This is a genomic window from Streptomyces sp. NPDC058279 (assembly GCF_042881255.1).
Lineage (GTDB): Bacteria > Actinomycetota > Actinomycetes > Streptomycetales > Streptomycetaceae > Streptomyces.
Genome location: NZ_JBHVYA010000002.1, coordinates 326,185 through 344,196, shown reverse-complemented (window position 1 = coordinate 344,196; position 18,012 = coordinate 326,185). Strand labels below are relative to the sequence as shown.

The 18,012-nt window shown below is 73.2% G+C and carries 17 protein-coding genes; 10 read left to right on the top strand and 7 right to left on the bottom strand.

The window, feature by feature from the left end; all coding sequences use genetic code 11:
* Window positions 1–12 precede the first annotated feature (12 nt).
* Window positions 13–1,155: an FAD-dependent oxidoreductase gene (locus tag ACFVXJ_RS06335; RefSeq protein WP_389659487.1), complete on the bottom strand. Its 1,143-nt coding sequence runs from the start codon at window positions 1,153–1,155 to the stop codon at window positions 13–15.
* A gap of 144 nt (window positions 1,156–1,299) precedes the next feature.
* The gene (locus tag ACFVXJ_RS06330) at window positions 1,300–1,923 is read right to left on the bottom strand and encodes a TetR family transcriptional regulator (RefSeq protein WP_389659484.1); all 624 of its coding nucleotides are present in this window, start codon (window positions 1,921–1,923) and stop codon (window positions 1,300–1,302) included.
* 227 nt (window positions 1,924–2,150) lie between these two features.
* On the opposite strand from ACFVXJ_RS06330, the gene ACFVXJ_RS06325 reads away from it, so the two are divergent.
* Genes ACFVXJ_RS06325 through ACFVXJ_RS06315 form a run of 3 tightly spaced genes read left to right on the top strand, consistent with a single transcriptional unit; the run spans window position 2,151 to window position 5,329 of the window.
* Window positions 2,151–3,461 carry a glycosyltransferase family 4 protein gene (locus tag ACFVXJ_RS06325; RefSeq protein ID WP_389659481.1) on the top strand — a complete coding sequence of 437 codons (1,311 nt, stop codon included), beginning with the start codon at window positions 2,151–2,153 and terminating at the stop codon, window positions 3,459–3,461.
* A 54-nt stretch (window positions 3,462–3,515) separates the two neighbouring features.
* Window positions 3,516–4,250, top strand: coding sequence for a class I SAM-dependent methyltransferase (locus ACFVXJ_RS06320; protein WP_266577493.1), 735 nt, complete (start codon window positions 3,516–3,518; stop codon window positions 4,248–4,250).
* Window positions 4,247–5,329 (top strand): prenyltransferase, encoded by a 1,083-nt coding sequence (locus ACFVXJ_RS06315; protein WP_389659477.1) that lies wholly within the window; start codon window positions 4,247–4,249, stop codon window positions 5,327–5,329. Before ACFVXJ_RS06320 ends, ACFVXJ_RS06315 begins: the two co-directional genes overlap by 4 nt.
* 57 nt (window positions 5,330–5,386) lie before the next feature.
* Here the strand turns inward: ACFVXJ_RS06315 and ACFVXJ_RS06310 are convergent, their stop codons facing one another.
* Window positions 5,387–5,686, bottom strand: coding sequence for a hypothetical protein (locus ACFVXJ_RS06310; RefSeq protein WP_389659474.1), 300 nt, complete (start codon window positions 5,684–5,686; stop codon window positions 5,387–5,389).
* A 113-nt stretch (window positions 5,687–5,799) separates the two neighbouring features.
* Between ACFVXJ_RS06310 and ACFVXJ_RS06305 the strand changes: the two genes are divergently transcribed.
* The 3 genes from ACFVXJ_RS06305 to ACFVXJ_RS06295 all read left to right on the top strand — a co-directional run bounded on the left by ACFVXJ_RS06305 (window position 5,800) and on the right by ACFVXJ_RS06295 (window position 8,785).
* On the top strand, window positions 5,800–6,447 hold the full coding sequence (locus ACFVXJ_RS06305) for a hypothetical protein (protein ID WP_389659471.1): 648 nt from the start codon (window positions 5,800–5,802) through the stop codon (window positions 6,445–6,447).
* Between the two features lie 178 nt (window positions 6,448–6,625).
* Window positions 6,626–8,344, top strand: a complete 1,719-nt coding sequence (locus ACFVXJ_RS06300) for an immunity 49 family protein (RefSeq protein ID WP_389659468.1) — start codon at window positions 6,626–6,628, stop codon at window positions 8,342–8,344.
* A 36-nt stretch (window positions 8,345–8,380) separates the two neighbouring features.
* A complete protein-coding gene (locus ACFVXJ_RS06295) occupies window positions 8,381–8,785 on the top strand; it encodes a hypothetical protein (RefSeq protein ID WP_389659465.1) in 405 nt (134 codons plus the stop codon).
* Here the strand turns inward: ACFVXJ_RS06295 and ACFVXJ_RS06290 are convergent.
* The 4 genes from ACFVXJ_RS06290 to ACFVXJ_RS06275 form a co-directional block, all read right to left on the bottom strand.
* Window positions 8,782–9,792, bottom strand: coding sequence for an LLM class F420-dependent oxidoreductase (locus ACFVXJ_RS06290; RefSeq protein WP_389659462.1), 1,011 nt, complete (start codon window positions 9,790–9,792; stop codon window positions 8,782–8,784). The two genes, ACFVXJ_RS06295 and ACFVXJ_RS06290, sit on opposite strands and share 4 nt — an antisense overlap.
* A 134-nt stretch (window positions 9,793–9,926) precedes the next feature.
* Window positions 9,927–10,730 carry a hypothetical protein gene (locus ACFVXJ_RS06285; protein WP_389659459.1) on the bottom strand — a complete coding sequence of 268 codons (804 nt, stop codon included), beginning with the start codon at window positions 10,728–10,730 and terminating at the stop codon, window positions 9,927–9,929.
* 138 nt (window positions 10,731–10,868) lie between these two features.
* On the bottom strand, window positions 10,869–11,855 hold the full coding sequence (locus ACFVXJ_RS06280) for an N-acetylmuramoyl-L-alanine amidase (RefSeq protein WP_389659456.1): 987 nt from the start codon (window positions 11,853–11,855) through the stop codon (window positions 10,869–10,871).
* A gap of 100 nt (window positions 11,856–11,955) precedes the next feature.
* The gene (locus tag ACFVXJ_RS06275) at window positions 11,956–12,597 is read right to left on the bottom strand and encodes a class I SAM-dependent methyltransferase (RefSeq protein ID WP_389659453.1); all 642 of its coding nucleotides are present in this window, start codon (window positions 12,595–12,597) and stop codon (window positions 11,956–11,958) included.
* A gap of 535 nt (window positions 12,598–13,132) precedes the next feature.
* Between ACFVXJ_RS06275 and ACFVXJ_RS06270 the strand changes: the two genes are divergently transcribed.
* From ACFVXJ_RS06270 to ACFVXJ_RS06255, 4 genes are all read left to right on the top strand, one after another.
* Complete coding sequence (locus tag ACFVXJ_RS06270) at window positions 13,133–13,981, top strand: Scr1 family TA system antitoxin-like transcriptional regulator (RefSeq protein WP_389659450.1); 849 nt, start codon at window positions 13,133–13,135, stop codon at window positions 13,979–13,981.
* On the top strand, window positions 13,959–14,192 hold the full coding sequence (locus ACFVXJ_RS06265) for a DUF397 domain-containing protein (RefSeq protein WP_389659447.1): 234 nt from the start codon (window positions 13,959–13,961) through the stop codon (window positions 14,190–14,192). Before ACFVXJ_RS06270 ends, ACFVXJ_RS06265 begins: the two co-directional genes overlap by 23 nt.
* A 177-nt stretch (window positions 14,193–14,369) precedes the next feature.
* The gene (locus ACFVXJ_RS06260) at window positions 14,370–16,502 is read left to right on the top strand and encodes an acyl-CoA dehydrogenase family protein (protein WP_389659444.1); all 2,133 of its coding nucleotides are present in this window, start codon (window positions 14,370–14,372) and stop codon (window positions 16,500–16,502) included.
* A gap of 21 nt (window positions 16,503–16,523) precedes the next feature.
* Window positions 16,524–17,714 (top strand): lipid-transfer protein, encoded by a 1,191-nt coding sequence (locus ACFVXJ_RS06255; RefSeq protein ID WP_389659441.1) that lies wholly within the window; start codon window positions 16,524–16,526, stop codon window positions 17,712–17,714.
* The last annotated feature ends 298 nt before the right edge of the window (window positions 17,715–18,012 follow it).

The window sequence follows — 18,012 nt, the reverse complement described above, 5'->3', positions numbered from 1 at the left end:
GGCTGTCCGGGCTCAGGAGGCCGGGGCCGAAGCCTGCGCGGTGATCATCTTGAGCAGGGCCTCGGGCGTGTTGTCGTCGGGGCCGGTCCCGTCGGGGCCGGCGCCTTCGAGGGCGGCAGCCTCGGCACCGCGCGCGAACAGGGCCTGTTCGTAGGCGGTGAGCGCGGCCTCGACGTCCTCGGGGTGCGCGGCGAGGGCCTCGCCGAGTTCGGCGCCGTCGAGCATGGCCAGATTGGCGCCTTCGCCGTTCGGGGCCGAGAGGTGGGCGGCGTCGCCGAGCAGCGTCACCCCCGGCACCCGGTCCCACCGGTGCTCGGTCGGCAGCGTGTAGAGGGGACGCAGGACCGGCGCGATGTCGCTGTCGGTGATCAGCGCGGTGAGCTCCGGCGCCCAGCCGGCGAACTCCCGGGCGATCCGTGCGGTGGCCGCGGCGGCATCGGTGAAATCGATGGCGGCGAACCAGTCCTGCGGCTCGGACAGCCCTACGTAGGCGTGCAGGGTGTCGCCCCGTTCGCGGTGGGCGAAGATGTCCCGGCCCGGCGTGGGCACGATCATCGACCCGCCGCCGACCGCTTTCGCGGCGGCCGGGTGCCGGGTGTCGGCGTCGAACAGGTAGGTCTCGACGACCGACTTCCCCACGTACTCGGGCACGGCGTCGGAGAGCAGCGGCCGGACCCGCGACCACGCCCCGTCCGCGCCGACCAGCAGGCCGGTGACGACGGCGCTGCCGTCGGCGAACGCCACCTCGTGGCGACCCCCGCCGAGGGCATGGGTGCCGGCGACCTTGTGCCCCCACCGGACGGTGCCGGCCGGGAGCGAGTCGAGCAGCATCCGGCGCAGCTCGCCGCGTTGCACCTCGGGGCGTCCCCCCGTGCCGTCGTCCGGAATCTCGTGCAGGACGGTCCCGTTCGGGTCGAGGAGCCGCAGGGCCTGGCGGCCCTCCAGGATGAGGCCACGGAACTCGTCCATCAAGTCGGCTGCTTCTAGGGCGGGTTGTCCGTTGTAGTCGTGGATGTCGAGCATCCCGCCCTGCGCGCGCGCCGTGGGGGAGGACTCGGCCTCGTAGACGGCGGCCGGTATGCCGTGGAGGTGCAGGACGCGGGCCAGCGTGAGTCCGCCGAGTCCGGCGCCGATGATGGTGACGGGAATCTGCATGGTGGCTCCTCGGGGTCGGGACCGCGGTGGTCTCCGGCGGCCGTTGACCCAAAAGGTGCCAGGCCCCGCCGACAAGCCACTGACAAGCGGCCGACGGGCCACCGACACGCCGCCGACGGGCGGCCCCGCCCCCCAGGGGTGGGTTCAGGCCCTTTCCGGGGACGTCAGGTCGATCAGGCGGCAGACCGTCTCGATGTCGATCTTCACCTGGGCGATCGAGGCACGGCCCGACAGCCAGGTGATCAGCGCCGAGTGCCAGGTGTGCTCGATCACCCGGACCGCCGAGAGCTGTTCCGCCGTCGGGGCGGACTCCAGGCCCATCGCGTCCAGGATGATCGCCGTCGTCAACCGCGAGACCGTGTCCACCTCCGGGCTCACGCTGCGGTCCGCGAAGGTCAGGGCGCGGACCATGGCGTCCGCCAGGTGCGGCTCCCGCTGGAGGGCCCGGAACGCGCGCATCAGGGTTTCGGCGACGCGCGCCGCCGGGTCCTCCGCCGCGGGGGGTCGCTTGCGCAGGGTCGTGTGCATGTGCTGGAGCTGGTCCTGCATGGTGGCGACCAGCAGGTGGACCTTGGACGGGAAGTACCGGTACAGGGTGCCCAGCGCCACGCCCGCCGCCTCCGCGACCTCGCGCATCTGGACCGCGTCGAAACCGCCCCGGCCGGCGAGCTGCGCGCTGGCGTGCAGGATCCGCCGCCGGCGCGCCTCCTGGCGTTCCGTCAGGGGCGGGGACGCCGGCGTGGTCACGGCCTTCGCTTCCACTGTCATCTGTCCTGTTCCAAGGCGTTCCGTGTCGTTGGCGGGGGCTGCTCGCGTCGGGTTCGCCGTCAGCATGTCAGCCGTTGGAGCCGTGGCGTGAATCACCCGCTCCGCCTCTTACGGTGTGGTTTCCGGCCGGTAGATTCAATGCTCTTCGACGGATCAAGTCTGAAACTTGTTCTACATTATGCGAGCGGTTACGCTCCGGCGAAAGTGCAGGGAGAAGGGGGCCGAGAGTGACCGCAGAGGCCATGGTGACGAGCCCTTTCGCGGGTTCCGTCGCCGACGGCGACCGCCCGTTGCGCATCGCACTCCTCACCTATAAGGGGAACCCGTTCTGCGGCGGCCAGGGCGTCTACGTCCGGCACCTCTCGCGCGAGCTCGTCCGGCTGGGCCATTCGGTGGAAGTGATCGGCGCGCAGCCCTACCCGGTGCTCGACACCGGCGCCACGCTCACCGAGCTGCCGAGCCTGGACCTCTACCGCAGCCCCGACCCGTTCCGTACGCCGGGGCGCGACGAGTACCGGGACTGGATCGACGCGCTGGAGGTCGCCACCATGTGGACCGGCGGCTTCCCCGAGCCGCTGACGTTCTCCCTGCGGGCCCGCCGCCACCTCGCCGCACGCGCCGGTGACTTCGACGTCATCCACGACAACCAGACCCTCGGCTACGGCCTGTTGGGCGAACTGGGCGCGCCGCTCGTCACCACGATCCACCACCCGATCACGGTCGACCGGAAGCTGGACCTGGCCGCCGCCAAGGACCGCAAGAAGCGCCTCTCCGTCCGCCGCTGGTACGCCTTCACCCGCATGCAGGGCCGCGTCGCCCGCCGCCTGCCGTCCGTGCTCACCGTCTCCGGCTCCTCCCGGCAGGAGATCGCCGAGCACCTCGGCGTGCGCGACGAACGCATCCACGTCGTGCACATCGGCGCCGACACCGACCTGTGGTCGCCCGACGCCTCCGTGGCGGAGGTCCCCGGCCGGATCGTGACGACCTCCAGCGCCGACGTGCCGCTCAAGGGGCTCGTGCACCTCGTCGAGGCGCTCGCCAAGCTGCGCACCGAACGACCCGACGCGCACCTGGTCGTCGTCGGCAAACGCGCCGAGAAGGGCCCGGTCGCCCGCGCGATCGAGACGTACGGGCTCCAGGACGCCGTGCGGTTCGTGAAGGGCATCACCGACGCCGAACTCGTGGACCTGGTCCGCGGTGCCCAGGTCGCCTGCGTCCCCTCCCTCTACGAGGGCTTCTCGCTGCCCGCCGCCGAGGCCATGGCCACCGGCACCCCGCTCGTCGCCACGACCGGCGGGGCCATCCCCGAGGTCGCCGGACCCGACGGGGAGACCTGCCTGGCCGTGCCGCCCGGCGACGCGGGGGCGCTGGCCGCCGCGCTCGGCCGGCTGCTGGGCGACGAGCGGCTGCGCGCCCGGCTCGGCGCCGCCGGACGCGAGAGAGTCCTGGCCCGGTTCACCTGGGCGAAGGCCGCCGAGGGGACCGTGGTCCACTACCGGGCCGCCATCGAGCAGGCCCGTACCCGCCGCTCTCGCTGACACCGTTCCACCCAACCGCCCCGTACCCCCCGCGACCCGCGAAGGCAGGACCCCGTGCTGACCGTCGATTTCTCCCGGTTCCCGCTCGCCGCCGGCGACCGCGTGCTCGACCTGGGCTGCGGCGCAGGCCGGCACGCCTTCGAGTGCTACCGGCGCGGCGCCCAGGTGGTCGCCGTGGACCGCAACGGCGAGGAGATCCGCGAGGTCGCCAAGTGGTTCGCCGCCATGAAGGAGGCCGGTGAGGCGCCCGCGGGCGCCACCGCCACCGCCATGGAGGGTGACGCGCTGGCCCTGCCCTTCCCCGACGAGTCCTTCGACGTCGTCATCATCTCCGAGGTGATGGAGCACATCCCCGACGACAAGGGCGTGCTCGCCGAGATGGTGCGCGTGCTCAAGCCCGGCGGCCGCATCGCGATCACCGTGCCGCGCTACGGCCCGGAGAAGATCTGCTGGGCGCTGTCCGACGCCTACCACGAGGTCGAGGGCGGCCACATCCGCATCTACAAGGCGGACGAACTGCTGGGGAAGATGGAGGCCGCGGGCCTCAAGCCGTACGGCACGCACCACGCGCACGGCCTGCACTCCCCGTACTGGTGGCTCAAGTGCGCGTTCGGCGTCGACAACGACAAGGCGCTGCCGGTGAAGGCGTACCACAAGCTCCTCGTCTGGGACATCATGAAGAAGCCGCTGGCCACGCGGCTCGCCGAGCAGGCCCTCAACCCGGTCATCGGCAAGAGCTTCGTGGCGTACGCGACCAAGCCCCACCTCCCCGTCGGCGCGGCGCAGTGAGCACGCCCGGACGCACCGAACACCTGGTGCTGGACGGCGTACTGACCGCCGAGCAGGCGGCGGGCACGGTCGCCGGGATCCTCGCGGCGCAGCGCGCGGACGGCGCGATCCCCTGGTTCCGCGGCCACCACCTGGACCCGTGGGACCACACCGAGGCCGCGATGGCGCTGGACGCGGCCGGGGAGCACCAGGCCGCGGAGCGGGCGTACGAGTGGCTGGCGCGGCACCAGAACGAGGACGGCTCCTGGTACGCGGCCTACGCCGACCGGCCGGACGGGGTGGACACCGCCGCGCCGCAGGACGCGAGCCGGGAGAGCAACTTCGTCGCGTACATAGCGGTCGGGGTGTGGCACCACTACCTCGCCACGGGCGACGACCCGTTCCTGGACCGCATGTGGCCGGCGGTGTACGCGGCCGTGGAGTTCGTCCTCGCGCTCCAGCAGCCGGGCGGCGAGATCGGCTGGAAGCGGGAGGCGGACGGCACGCCCGTCGGCGACGCGCTGTTGACCGGCTCCTCCTCCATCCACCAGGCGCTGCGGTGCGCGCTGGCCATCGCCGACCACCGCGGGGACCCGCAGCCGGACTGGGAGCTGGCGGCCGGCGCGCTGGGGCACGCGATACGGCGGCACCCGGAGCGGTTCCTGGACAAGTCGCAGTACTCGATGGACTGGTACTACCCGGTGCTGGGCGGCGCGGTCACCGGCGCCGAGGCGCGGGCGCGCATCACGGAGCGGTGGGACGAGTTCGTGGTCCCGGGGCTGGGCGTGCGGTGCGTGCTGCCGAACCCGTGGGTGACGGGTGGGGAGTCCTGCGAGCTGGCGCTCGCCCTGTGGGCCATCGGGGAGTCGGACCGGGCGCTGGAGATCCTGCGCTCGATCGGGCACCTGCGGGCCGAGAACGGCATGTACTGGACGGGCTACGTGTTCCGGGACAAGGCGGTCTGGCCGGTCGAGCAGACGACCTGGACGGCCGGCTCGCTGCTGCTGGCCGTGGCCGCGCTCGGCGGCGACGAGGCGACGGGCGAGATCTTCGGCGGTCTCTCCCTCCCGCCGGGCCTCGAACCGGACTGCTGCGGCTGACCCCCGGACAGCCGGCGGCCGCCACGTCACGGGTGGCGGCGCCGGGGCGGGTTCGGGTCAGCGGCGGTAGAGCCAGCCCGAGACGACGTGGCCGATGAAGAGGTAGACCACGGCTGCCAGGCCGTAGCCGACCACCACCTGCACCCACTCGCGGTCGAAGGTGAACAGGTCGTACGACCAGTTCGCGAGCCAGGTCGCGGCGTCGTGCACGAAGTCGACGAACGCGTTCCCCCGGTTGGCGTCCAGTAGGTAGAGCAGGATCCACAGGCCGATCACGAAAGCCAGCACGTCCGCCAGGACGGCGACGGCCCGGCCCAGGCCGCTACCTCGGGCAGGTGCTCTGGTGTATGTCCGCATGCCGCGCGTCTTGCCGCCGCAGGACGGAACAAACCCCGAACGGGTCCCCCGAGTAGCGGAGTCACACGGTCCGGGCCAGGCTGCGGAGGACACCTCAGTCCCCGGAGGCAACCGTGTCCCACCCCATCACGACCGTCCGAATCCGCCGCGCGCTGACGGCGGCCCTGCTGTCCTGCGCGCTCCTGGCCGGAGCGACCGCTTGTGGTTCCGGCGGCGGTTCCGGCGCGAGCGCGAGAACCGAGAACGACGACGTCTCGGTCGCCGTGGCCGCCTTCGCCGAAGCCGAGGGAGCCGCCTCGGCCGAGGACGCCCGGGCGGCCGCCGCAGAGCCCACGCCCAGCACCTCCGCCGAACGGCAGAAGTTCGCCAAGACCCGCTTCGTGGCCAACGCCGGCCTCGCGGCCGGGGCGACGTACCAGTGGATCATCAAGCCGTACAAGGCGGGCAAGTTCAAGAAGGGTGCGAAGGGCCGTACGTTCGCCCTCGTCAAGGCCGGCCTGGCCGCCGCCTTCGCCTACAACCGACTGAAGGCGGCGATCAACAACGCGAAGGGCGACCCGCTGCTGTCGAAGGCGGTGGCCCCGCTCAGCTCCGGCATCGAGTCCCTCAAGGGCCTCGGCTCCAAGCTCCGCAAGGGTGACGCGAGCGACGCCGACGTCAGCTCCTTCCAGAACGTCATCGGCGGCGTGAAGGACGCGGGCAAGAGCGCCGGCGCCCCCGTACAGGACCAGGTCCCGAGCCTGTCCCAACTGCGCGGCTAGGACGGGCGGGCGGGAGGCGGGACGGGCGCGCAGGCCCGTCCCGCCCTCTCCCGTGTCCGGCGTCGGGGCCGCGACCGCCGGGGCCGCCGGGGCCGCGGTCCGCGACCGGCCTCGTGCCGACCGGTCTCGGGGCCGGTCTCGGGTCGGGGTGTCACACCCACCTCGTAGAGTCACGAAGGTGAGACGAGACGACGCCCCGCACCCCACGGACGCCCCCGATTCCGAGCTGCCGATGCTGACCGTCGCGCGGGCCGCCCGGTTGAGGCAACTCGCCGCGCCCTACGCCCGGGACGGCCTCCACCACTCCCTGCACAACCTGGCGCACGCCTGCCGCGCGGCGCCCGAGGCCGACTGGCCCGACCTGGTCGCCGCGCACTTCGCCGCGCTGGAGGCCGGCGCGGGCGGCGGTGAGAGCGCCGAGGAACTGCTGCGGGGCGCGCACCCCCGGCTGCTGCCCGTGGACGCCTTCACCCCCGAACTCGCCGGGGCCATGCGGTACGCGCGCGCGGTGGCCGACGGGCTCGTCCTCGCCTACGCCCTCGACCGGCCCACGAGCGTCCGCATCCTCACCGACCGGGACGTGGAGCTCGTGGGGGACCGGGAGCTGTGGCGGGCGGCGTACGACAACGTGATGCGCGTGCCCGTGGAGTACGCGGAGGTGCCCGGCGAGGGCGGGGCGCGGCTGTACTCCGTCTACGGCGACTCCCACTTCGTGGCGGCCAAGGCCGTGTACCTGGCCGAGGTGGCCCGGCAGGTCACCGGTGAGCCGCTCCCGGAGGCCGGCGCCCTCGTGGTCGTGCCGAGCCGGCACAACCTGGTGTACCACCCGATCGGTGACGGTTCCGTGCTCGGTGCGGTCAACAGCCTGGCCTCGTACGCGCTGGGCGCGTACGAGGACGGGCCGGGCGCCCTGTCGCCGCGGGTCTACTGGTGGCACGACGGCCGCCTGACGTCTCTGACCGTCATCGACGAGGACACCCGCACCTTCTCCGTACAGCCGCCGCCACCGCTGTTCGCCCTGATGAAGGGTCTGGTCCGGCTCGACGGCGCGGGCCGGCTGGCCACCGGTGAGGCGGCCGAGGCTCCCGACATCGACGCCCTCACGCATGCCACCGCCGAGTCCATAGGGCGGCTGGCCGAGGGCCCGACGGGACTGGGTGACGCGTTCGGCTCCGCCCTCGCCCTCGCGCACGCCCACTGCGCGACCGATCCCGACGCCGCGTCGATCGACACCTGGGACGCCTGGGCCACCGCTGTTCAGCTCGGCTCCGCGCTGTTCGCCGGCGCCCAGCCGCAGGAGTGCCGACTGGGCGAAGACCTCGTCCGACAGCTGCCCGAGACGCCCGCCGACCCGCCCGCGGATGCCCGCTCCTGGCTCGACGCCCTCTACCTGGCGCTCGTGTGCCGCCAGACGGAGCGGGTCGGCCGGCTGTGCCAGGTGCCCCCGACGAGGTTGCGGGAGGACGACTCCGTCGACGAGTACGTCCTGCACTGGGTCGACACCCTGCGCACCTACCTCTCGCCCCGGCAGTCCATGGACGACGTCGTGCGGAAGTTGCTCGCCACCATGCGGGCGTCGATGCCCGAGAACCTGACCCACGCGCCGAAGGACTTCGTGAACCGGGTCGACTACCAGCCCGTCGCCCTCTTCCACCGCTTGATCGCGGGCGACCACGACGCCTTCGCCGCGGCGCTCGCCGATGCGCTCTCGGAGCACGCCGGCTACTGGGACGGGTCGCCGGCGCCGCGCGCCCGACTGGCACTCGGACCGCTCGCGATGGCGAGCCTCGCCTACGACCGGGGCTTCCCGATCGACCCGAAGCAGCCGTACCTGCCGACCTACCTGCTCAACCGGGAGCGGATCGAGACCATCCCCGACGCCGGGGTGGCCTGGTGATTTGTGCCGTGGCCGGCCGGAACCCAAGATGAGCGGATGTTCGGATTCCTCTTCGTTGCCGTCGTTGCCGTCGTGGCCGCGCTGACCGGCCGGCAGGTCCGGCGCGTACAGCGCAGCCGGGCGGCGGCCGGTCCGCCCGCCGGCATCCCGTGCATGGGCCGCCACCCGGCGGGCGGGGGACGCTGGCGGGCCGGCCGGGTGTACGTCGATCAGGGCGCGGCCCGCTGGCTCCCCCGCCGGGGCCCGGCCGTCGACCTCACCGACGCCCGCGCCACCGCCGTCCGGCCGCCCTCGGTACGGGAGGGGCTCTCCATCAACCCCGGCTCCCGCATCGTCACCTGTGCCCTGCCGACCGGCCCCGCCATCGAGATCGCGGTGATGGCCCTGGACCTGCGGGAACTGCTGGCGGCCGTGCCGGAGACGGACGGAGCCGGGGTCTAGCTGTTGAGTTCCGCGAGGACCCGGAGGGTGTGCGGGTCCGGGGCGGTGAGGAGGAGGTCGGTGACCGGGCCCTTGCGCCAGAGGTCGAGGCGCTCCGCGATCCGCTCGCGCGGTCCGATCAGGGAGATCTCGTCGGCGAAGGCGTCGGGGACGGCCAGCACCGCCTCCTCCTTGCGGCCGGCCAGGAAGAGGTCCTGGATGCGGCGGGCCTCCTCCTCGTAGCCCATCCGGGCCATCAGGTCGGCGTGGAAGTTGCGGGCCGCGTGGCCCATGCCGCCGATGTAGAAGCCCAGCATCGCCTTGACGGGCAGCAGCCCTTCCGCGACGTCGTCGCAGACCTTGGCACGGGCCATCGGCGCGATCAGGAAGTTGTCGGGGAGCGCGGTCAGCGAGGCCCGGTAGACGTCGGGGCGGGTCGGCGACCAGTACAGGGGGAGCCAGCCGTCCGCGATCCGGGTCGTCTGGGCGATGTTCTTCGGTCCCTCCGCGCCGAGCAGGAGGGGCAGGTCCGGGCGCAGGGGGTGGGTGATGGGCTTGAGGGCCTTGCCCAGGCCCGTGCCGTCCGCGCCGCGGTAGGGGTGGCTGTGGAAGCGGCCGTCGAGGCGGACGGGGGCCTCGCGGCGCAGCACCTGGCGGACGACGTCCACGTACTCCCGGGTCGCGGTGAGCGGGCTCGCGGGGAACGGGCGTCCGTACCAGCCCTCCACCACCTGCGGCCCCGACAGGCCCAGCCCCAGCATCATCCGGCCGCCCGAGACGTGGTCCAGGGTCAGCGCGTGCATGGCGGTGGCGGTGGGGCTGCGGGCGGCCATCTGCGCGATGGCGGTGCCCAGCCGGATGCGGGAGGTGTGCGCGGCGATCCAGGTCAGCGGGGTGAAGGCGTCCGACCCCCATGCCTCGGCGGTCCACACCGAGTCGTACCCGAGGGCTTCGGCCTCCTTCGCCAGGGCGAGGTGGTCCGGCCCGGGGCCACGGCCCCAGTAGCCGAGTGCGAGTCCCAGGCGCATGTGCGGTCCCCCTGTGAGTCCCGGTGGGCCCCGTAGCGGACGCTATCTGACGAGGCGCCAGGAGACTGTAGGGCAACGGTCCTCCACCCGGAAGGGTGGAGGACCGTGGCGGTGCGTCGGGTCCGGGGAGGGAGTTACCCGCGCTGGATGCCCGAGGTGTCGTTCAGGACGCCGCGGCGGCCGTCCTGGGTTTGCGCGATCAGGGTGGACTCGCCGCGCTGCTCGACGGCCAGGTACCAGGTGCCGGGGGCGAGTTCCGCGATCGGGGTGGGCGAGCCGTCCTCGGCGAGGAGGGGGCGGGCCACCGGGACGGCGAACCAGAACGGGGAGAAGTCCGCCGCCGGGGCGGGGGCCGGGGTCGCGTCCTGCGGGCCGGGGGCGGGCGTCGGGGTGCCGCCGTACGGCGGCATCGGCTGGGGGGTGGCCCCGTACGGCTGCGGCTGCTGGGCGCCCGGGTACCCGTACCCGGCGCCGGGCTGGCCGCCGTACGGCGGGACGGCCGCCGGCCGCGGCTCGGGGACGAGCTGACCGGCCAGCGCCGGGATCATCGGTCCGGCGACGGCCACACCGGCCAGCGCGAGGACGGCCAGGAAGGACAGGATGGAGCCCGCGCCGAGGTCCAGCCGGGCCGGGCAGAGGATCAGGGCCCAGAGCGCGTTCCAGGCGGCGGCGACGGCGAGCACCGTGCCCCAGGAGGCCAGGGGCAGGCCGAGGACCTTGCGGGACTCCGGCTGGAAGCGGGCGGCGATCAGCAGCCCCGCCGCGATGAAGCCGAGCAGGAAGATGGCGGGCAGGGCGAGACCGCTGTAGTCGGTGTTCCACACGCTCGGCATGTCTGCGCCGGTTACGGAGTAGAAATCGAGGAACGAGGCGATGAACAGCAGCACCGCTGCTCCGATCACCACGCCGTCGCCTCGAGTGAGGGAGCGGATGTTCACGTCTTAGGTGTCCTTCTCGGTCTCGGTCGTCTCGTGGTGCCGCGGTCGCAGATCAGGGCTGGAGCGGGGCGGGCGGCACCATGGTACGGAGGTTTTCCGTGACCGAGAGGGCCGGGGCGGCGGGCCGCCCCGGTAGGACTACCCGCCCAGGAAGCCGACGATACCGTCAGCGATGCCCTGTGCCGCCTTCTGGCGCCACTGCGGATTGGTCAGCTGCGCCGCGTCCTTGCTGTCACGCATGTTGCCGCATTCGATGAACACCTTGGGCCGGGTTGAGAGGTTCAGTCCGCCCAGATCGTCGCGGATCACCAAACCCGTTCCGCTTCCGAGGTAGTTGGCGGGGCTGGAACCCGTCGTACGGGCGAAGTTGCTCGCGATGCGTTCGCCGAGCAGCCGGGAGGGTTCCACGATCTTCGCGGTGTCCGCCTTCCCGCTCTTGACCTCGGCCGGGAGGATCACGTGGTAGCCGCGGTTGCCCTCGGAGACGCCGTCCGCGTGGACGGAGACGACGGCGTCGGCCTTGGCCTCGTTGCCGATGCGGGCCCGCTCGTCGATGCAGGGGCCCCAGGCGCGGTCCGTCTCGTGGGTGAACACCACCTTGAGGCCCTTGGCCTCCAGGACGGTGCGCAGTCGGCGGGACACGTCCAGCGTGAACTCGGCCTCCATGTAGCCCGCGTTGGTGGTGGTGCCGGTGGTGTCGCACTCCTTGCGGTTGGTGCCGATGTCCACTTGGCGGTCGATCTCGGTGGTGTGGTCGAAGTTGCCGGTGTTGTGGCCGGGGTCGATGACCACGATCCGGCCGGCCAGCGGGCCCTTGGCGGGCGGCTGCGCGGAGGGCGAGCCGGCGGGGGTGGAGCCGGTACGGGTTGCGCCGGTGGCGCCGGCCGCCGTATTCGGCTTGCCGTCCAGGTCGGTGGCGTGGGAGGCGGGCAGCGGAACGGCCCGGGGCGGCTGTCGGTCCTGGCCGGACCCGGTCAGCGTCTGGGTCAGCACCCAGGCCGCCAGCGCGGCCGGGGCGAGGGACGCGACCGCGATGGTGAGGGCGGAGCGGCGCGTGAACCGGCGCCGGTCCGGACTGATCGAAGAGGCGGACTCCGGGGGCGGGGGGCTGTCGTCGTAGCGCACGTCGCGATGCTAGACCGGCCGCGCCCCGGGAGGACGGGGCTGAGCCATTCGAGGGCGTGGTCTGCTTATATGCCCGATGCGGTTCGGGCCGAGGGAGGTGCTAGATGCCCGCGCCGGTGCGTCGCAGGACGCGCAGCGAGTCGGTCACCGAGACCTCCTCGAAGGCGCCCGAGGCGAGGGCGCGCAGGTAGATCCGGTACGGGGCCTGGCCGCCGTCGGCCGGGTCCGGGAAGACGTCGTGGATCACCAGGCTGCCGCCGACCGCCAGGTGCGGGGCCCAGCCCTCGTAGTCGCCGTTCGCGTGCTCGTCGGTGTGGCCGCCGTCGATGAAGACGAGGCCGAGCGGGCCGCCCCAGGCGTCCGCGACCTGCGGGGAGCGGCCGACGATCGCGATCACGTGCTCCTCCAGGCCGGCCCGGTGCAGGGTGCGGCGGAAGGTCGGCAGCGTGTCCATCAGCCCGACCTCGGGGTCCACCACGGTCGGGTCGTGGTACTCCCAGCCGGGCTGCTGCTCCTCGCTGCCCCGGTGGTGGTCCACGGTGAGCGCGGCCACGCCCGCCTCGCGTGCGGCGTCGGCCAGCAACAGCGTGGAGCGGCCGCAGTACGTGCCGACCTCCAGCAACGGCAACCCGAGCGCGGCCGCCTCGGCCGCGGCGGCGTACAGGGCGAGCCCCTCGCCCACGGGCATGAACCCCTTGGCCGCCTCGAAGGCGGCGAGGGTCTCCGGCTTGGGGCTGGCCATGGTGTTCCTCCTGCTGGGCGGGGTGCGCGTGGGCGGCCCATGGTGCCCTACCGACTGGTAGGGCACCACGGCCGGGGTCCGCCCGGGAACCGCGCCCGGCCGACCTGGTACGCGAACAGAGCCGGGTCTGCGGCCGAAGAGGCGGGGGAGGGTGCCGGTCCCGCTTGCCCGGCGCTGCTCCCGCAGGGCCCGGCGGAGGGTGCGCCAGGTTCCCCGCGAGGCCGGCCTCCCGCTCGAAGCGGCGGACGTCCTCGGGGGTCTGTGGATACCCGATCTCCACGGCGACCAGGCGGCCCACCCGCTCGTCCCGCGCCCGCCAGACCTCACCGAATCCGCCCTTCCCGAGCAACGCCTCCAGCTCGTACCGGTCTTCGATCCGTTCCCGCACGCCCTCGGCCCCCGTAATGCCATGATCTGCCGCCCCGGCAGAGCATCATCTCCGGCCGTTCGGGCCACCCGGTGCCGCCGGGGCCCCTACGATCGACTACAGAAAGAAACCAAAGCCTCACGGCGTGTAGTTGAGGGTGACGGCTCCATGGTCAGCAGCCGCGAACTCGATCCCAGCGCCTCTCCGCCGGACTACTACGGCGCCGAACTGCGCCGCTTCAGGGAGGACGCCGGATTGAAACAGGCGGAGCTCGGGAGCAGTGTCTTCTGTACCGGCTCGCTGGTCGGCATGATCGAGAAGGCCCGCCGGGTGCCGACCCGGGACTTCTCGGAGCGGGTGGACGCGGTGCTCAACACGGGCGGCTTCTTCTCCCGGCTGGTGGGGCTGGTGCTACGGAGCCAGCTGCCGGCGTGGTTCCAGGCGTACGCGGAGATGGAGGCGCGGGCGGGGTACATCTCCACCTTCCAGGCGCAGCTGATCTACGGGCTGCTACAGACCCCGGCGTACGCGCGGGCGGTGCTGGGGTCGCGGAGCGACGACGACCTCGACGCGAAGGTGGCCGCGCGGATGGACCGGCAGCGGATCCTGGAGCGTGAGGGCCCGCCGCTGATGTGGGTGGTGATGAGCGAAGCCGCCCTGCACCAGGAGATCGGTGGCCGGGAGGTCATGCGGGAGCAGCTCGCGCATCTGCTGGAACAGCAGCGACGGGAGTGGGTGCAGGTGCAGATCCTGTCGTTCGAGGCGGGGGCGCATGCGGGGCTGCCGGGCTCGTTCAACCTCCTGCGGCTCGATGACGGGCATGACCTCGTCTATACCGAGGACTTCGTCCAGGGCCATATGACGGCCAATCCTCAAGCGTTCAGAGAGGGTTCGCTCCGATACGATCTTTTGCAGGCCGCCGCCCTCTCCGTGGAGGACTCGGCGGCGCGGATCGCCCGCGTAATGGAGGAACGTTATGGACACCATCCAGCACATGACGGGCACGTCGTGGCGTAAGTCCTCGTACAGCGGTGACACGGGCGGCGAGTGCGCCCCCCTCGGCGGCGCCGCCTGGCGCAAGTCCTCATACAGCTCCGACACCGGCGGCGACTGCGTCGAGGTCGCCGCCCAGCCCTGCCGCATCGCCGTCCGGGACTCCAAGAACCCCGGGGGGCCCGCGTTCACCGTGAGCCCGGACGTCTTCGCGGTGTTCGTACGCGGTCTCTGACCCCCCGGGCGGAAACGCTCGTCCGGGCCCGGCCCGGTTCCGGCGCGAGGCGTATGCCTCGCGCCGGTTTTCGTGTGCCTTCACCGCGCCCGCCGTGACCCATCTCCCCCTGGGCGGGTCCAAAGCGTTGAGTATCTGACCTTCCGTCAGAATGGAACGTGTTCTAGTCTGCCGCGCATGGGCATCGGAATCACGCAAGAGCAGCAGGAGTTGGCCGACGCCGTACGCGGGCGGCTCGCGCGGGACGTGCCGGTCGAAGAAGTGCGCAAGCTGCTCGACACCCCGCCGCGGACCGGGGCCCGACCCGGCTACTGGGACGCCCTGGCCGACTCCGGGCTGCTCTTCCCGCACCTGGAGGGCGGCACCCCGCTCGATCTCGCCGTCGTCGTGGAGGAGGCCGCCCGGGCGGCGCTGCCCGGGGCGTACCTGCCGAGCGCGCTGGCCTCCGTACTCCTGGAGCGGGCCGGGGCCGAGCCGCTCGGCGGACGGGTGGGGGCCGTCGCGCTCGGGGCCGGGACCATGACCGCCGTCGCCGTCGAAGGCGGCGGCCACCTGCTGGACGGTCTCGCGCCGCCCGTGCTCGGCGCCGGGGAGGCGGAGCTCCTGCTGCTCGCCGCCGAGGCCGAGCGGGGGACCCTCTGGTTCGCCGTCGACGCCGCCGACTTGGAGATCCGTACCCACGACAGCGCCGACCCGACCCGGCCCACCGCCGAGGTGCGGGCGCGCGGGGTCGTCGTACCGGCCGGGCCGCTGCCCGCGCTGGACCGAGACCTGGTGCGGGACACCGCCTGCGCGCTGTTCGCCGCCGACGCCTGCGGGACCGCCGCCTGGGCGGTGCACACCGCCGCCGAGTACGCGAAGACGCGCGAACAGTTCGGCCGGCCCATCGGGCGGTTCCAGGGCGTCAAGCACCTGTGCGCCGACATGCTGCTACGGCTGGAGCAGGCGCGGGCGCTGGCCTGGGACGCCGCCCGGGTGCTGGACGAACCGGCCGGGGCGCGCTCCCTCGTGACGGCGCTCGCCGCCGCGACCGCCCTGGACGCCGCCTACTCCTGCGCCAAGGACTGCATCCAGGTGCTCGGCGGGATCGGCTTCACCTGGGAGCACGACGCGCACATCCACCTGCGCCGGGCCGTCGTCGCCCGCCAGCTCCTCGGTCCCGGCGACGCGCACCGCGCACGTGCCGCGGGGTGCGCGGCGGCCGGCGCGCGCCGGGAGCTGCGGCTGGAACTCCCCGCGGAGGCCGAGACGTACCGGACGCGGGCCCGCGGCGTCATCGAAGGAGCGCGGGGCCTCGATCCGGCCGCCGCCCGCAGGGCCCTCGCGCCGACCGGCTACGCGGCCCCGCACCTGCCGCCGCCCTACGGGCTGGGCGCCGGCGCCGTCGAACAGCTGGTGGTGCAGCAGGAACTGGCGGCGGCCGGGGTCCGCCTCGCCGACCTCGGGATCGCCACCTGGGTCGTGCCCTCGCTGATCGCCTACGGGTCGCCGCGCCAGCGGGACACGTACCTGCTGCCCACCCTGCGCGGGGACGTCACCTGGTGCCAGCTCTTCTCGGAGCCGGGCGCGGGCTCGGACCTCGCCTCGCTGCGGACCAAGGCGGACCGGGCCGCGGACGGCGGCTGGATCGTCAACGGACAGAAGGTGTGGACGAGTTCCGCGCAGAGCGCCGACTTCGGCATCCTCCTCGCCCGGACCGACCCGCGAGCGCCCAAACACAAGGGCCTCGGCTACTTCATCGTGGACATGCGCACGCCCGGCATCGACATCCGGCCCCTCAGGGAGATCACCGGGGAGGCGCTGTTCAACGAGGTCTACTTCGACGACGTCGCGCTCCCGGCCGAAGCCCTGGTCGGCGCGGCCGACGAGGGCTGGAAGGTGGCCCGCAACACCCTCGGCAACGAGCGCGTGCACATGGCCGACCAGATGACCTTCGACTCGGGCCTGGAGGCGCTGATCGCCGCCTGCGCCACCCGGCGGGACGACTCCTACCGGGTGCGGGTCGGCGCGCTGGCCGCCGAGGCGCACGCGCTGGCCTGCATCGGCCTGCGGACAACGCTGCTCCGGGTGTCGGGGCTGGAGCCGGGCGCGGGCGCGTCCGTACGCAAACTCGTCCAGACCCCGCACCAGCAGCGGCTGGCCGAACTGGCGCTGGAACTGCTGGGACCGGCGGGCGCGGTGTGCGAGGGGGCGGGGGAGCGGGCGGTGCACGGGATGCTCATGTCCCGCTGCCTGACCATCGCCGGGGGCACCACCCAGGTCCAGCTCAACGTCGTCGCCGAGCGGATCCTCGGCCTTCCCAGGGACTGATGAGGAAGAGGAGTGGCAGGGATGAAGTCGTACATCGTGGGCGTCGGCATGACGAAGTTCGAGAAGCCGGAGTCGCGGGACTGGCACTACTGGGACATGGCGAAGGAGGCGGGGAGCGCGGCGCTGGCGGACGCGGGGATCGGGTACGAGCTGGTGGAGCAGGTGCCGGTCGGGTACTGCTTCCAGGCGTCGACGGCCGGGCAGCGGGCGGTGTACGAGCTGGGCCTGAGCGGGGTGCCCGTCTACAACGTGAACAACAACTGCGCGACCGGCTCGACGGCGCTGATGATGGCGCGGCAGTTCGTCGAGGGCGGCCAGAGCGACTGCGTGCTGGCGCTGGGCTTCGAGAAGATGAAGAAGGGCGCGCTGGGCGGCGGCGCCGACGCGGGCGCCGACTTCAAGACCTCCCCGGTCGCCCGGCACTACGGGATCATGGCCGCCGGGCACGGCTTCGAGATGTCGCCGCCGACCGCCCAGATCTTCGGGAACGCGGCGCGCGAGCACATGGAGCGGTACGGGACGACGCCCGCGCAACTGGCGGCGGTGGCGGCGAAGAACCACCGGCACTCGGCGAACAACCCGAACGCGCAGTTCCGGGACGTGTACGAGGTCGAGGAGGTCCTCGCGGCGAAGACCATCCACGAGCCGCTGACGAAGTTGCAGTGCTCGCCGACCTCGGACGGGGCTGCGGCGGCGCTGGTGGTGTCGGAGCGGTTCGTGGTCGCGCACGGGCTGCACGACAAGGCGGTGGAGATCGTGGCGCAGGCGATGACGACGGACACGGCGGCGTCGTTCGCGTCGGGCTCGTGCATCGACGTGGTCGGCAAGCCGATGTCGGCGGCGGCGGGGCGGGCGGTCTTCGAGGCGTCGGGGCTGGGCGTCGAGGACGTGGACGTGATCGAGCTGCACGACTGCTTCTCGATCAACGAGTTGCTGACGTACGAGGCGCTCGGGATGTGCGCGGAGGGCGGGTCGGGGGAACTGGTGGAGAGCGGGGCCACGACGTACGGCGGCCGGTGGGTGGTGAACCCGTCGGGGGGCCTGATCTCCAAGGGGCACCCGCTCGGCGCGACCGGGCTGGCGCAGGCGGCGGAGCTGGTCTGGCAGCTCCGGGGCGAGGCCGGCGGGCGTCAGGTCCCGGGGGCCGCGGTGGGGCTCGCGCACAACATCGGGCTGGGCGGCGCGGCGGTGGTGACGCTGCTGCGGCGGTAGCGGCGGTAGCGGCGGTAGCGGCGGTAGCGGCGGTAGCGGCGGGGGCGGCGGGGGCGGGGGGCAGGGCCGCAGCCCAGGCGTCGGGGGCGCCCGGGCACGACCCCGCTGACGGTTCACGAGGCGGGGGCTCCGTGCCGCGGGCGGCCGCCGGGGGTAGCCGGGCCCGCACGGGTGTGGCGGCGTTGCGCGGAGCGGCCCCGATTGCGCCGGGTGCCGGGTGCCGGGTGCCGGGCGTGGTCGGGGGTGGCCGGTGGGGCCGGGAGGGGCACGGCGCCGCGCAGGCCGGGATGGGCGCGGC

Coding starts and splice junctions, on each gene's coding strand:
- ACFVXJ_RS06335 (WP_389659487.1), bottom strand. CDS start 1,155: ATGCAGATTCCCGTCACCATCATCGGCGCCGGACTCGGCGGACTCACG.
- ACFVXJ_RS06330 (WP_389659484.1), bottom strand. CDS start 1,923: ATGACAGTGGAAGCGAAGGCCGTGACCACGCCGGCGTCCCCGCCCCTG.
- ACFVXJ_RS06310 (WP_389659474.1), bottom strand. CDS start 5,686: ATGCGGACATACACCAGAGCACCTGCCCGAGGTAGCGGCCTGGGCCGG.
- ACFVXJ_RS06295 (WP_389659465.1), top strand. CDS start 8,381: ATGTTCGGATTCCTCTTCGTTGCCGTCGTTGCCGTCGTGGCCGCGCTG.
- ACFVXJ_RS06290 (WP_389659462.1), bottom strand. CDS start 9,792: ATGCGCCTGGGACTCGCACTCGGCTACTGGGGCCGTGGCCCCGGGCCG.
- ACFVXJ_RS06275 (WP_389659453.1), bottom strand. CDS start 12,597: ATGGCCAGCCCCAAGCCGGAGACCCTCGCCGCCTTCGAGGCGGCCAAG.
- ACFVXJ_RS06270 (WP_389659450.1), top strand. CDS start 13,133: ATGGTCAGCAGCCGCGAACTCGATCCCAGCGCCTCTCCGCCGGACTAC.
- ACFVXJ_RS06265 (WP_389659447.1), top strand. CDS start 13,959: ATGACGGGCACGTCGTGGCGTAAGTCCTCGTACAGCGGTGACACGGGC.
- ACFVXJ_RS06260 (WP_389659444.1), top strand. CDS start 14,370: ATGGGCATCGGAATCACGCAAGAGCAGCAGGAGTTGGCCGACGCCGTA.
- ACFVXJ_RS06255 (WP_389659441.1), top strand. CDS start 16,524: ATGAAGTCGTACATCGTGGGCGTCGGCATGACGAAGTTCGAGAAGCCG.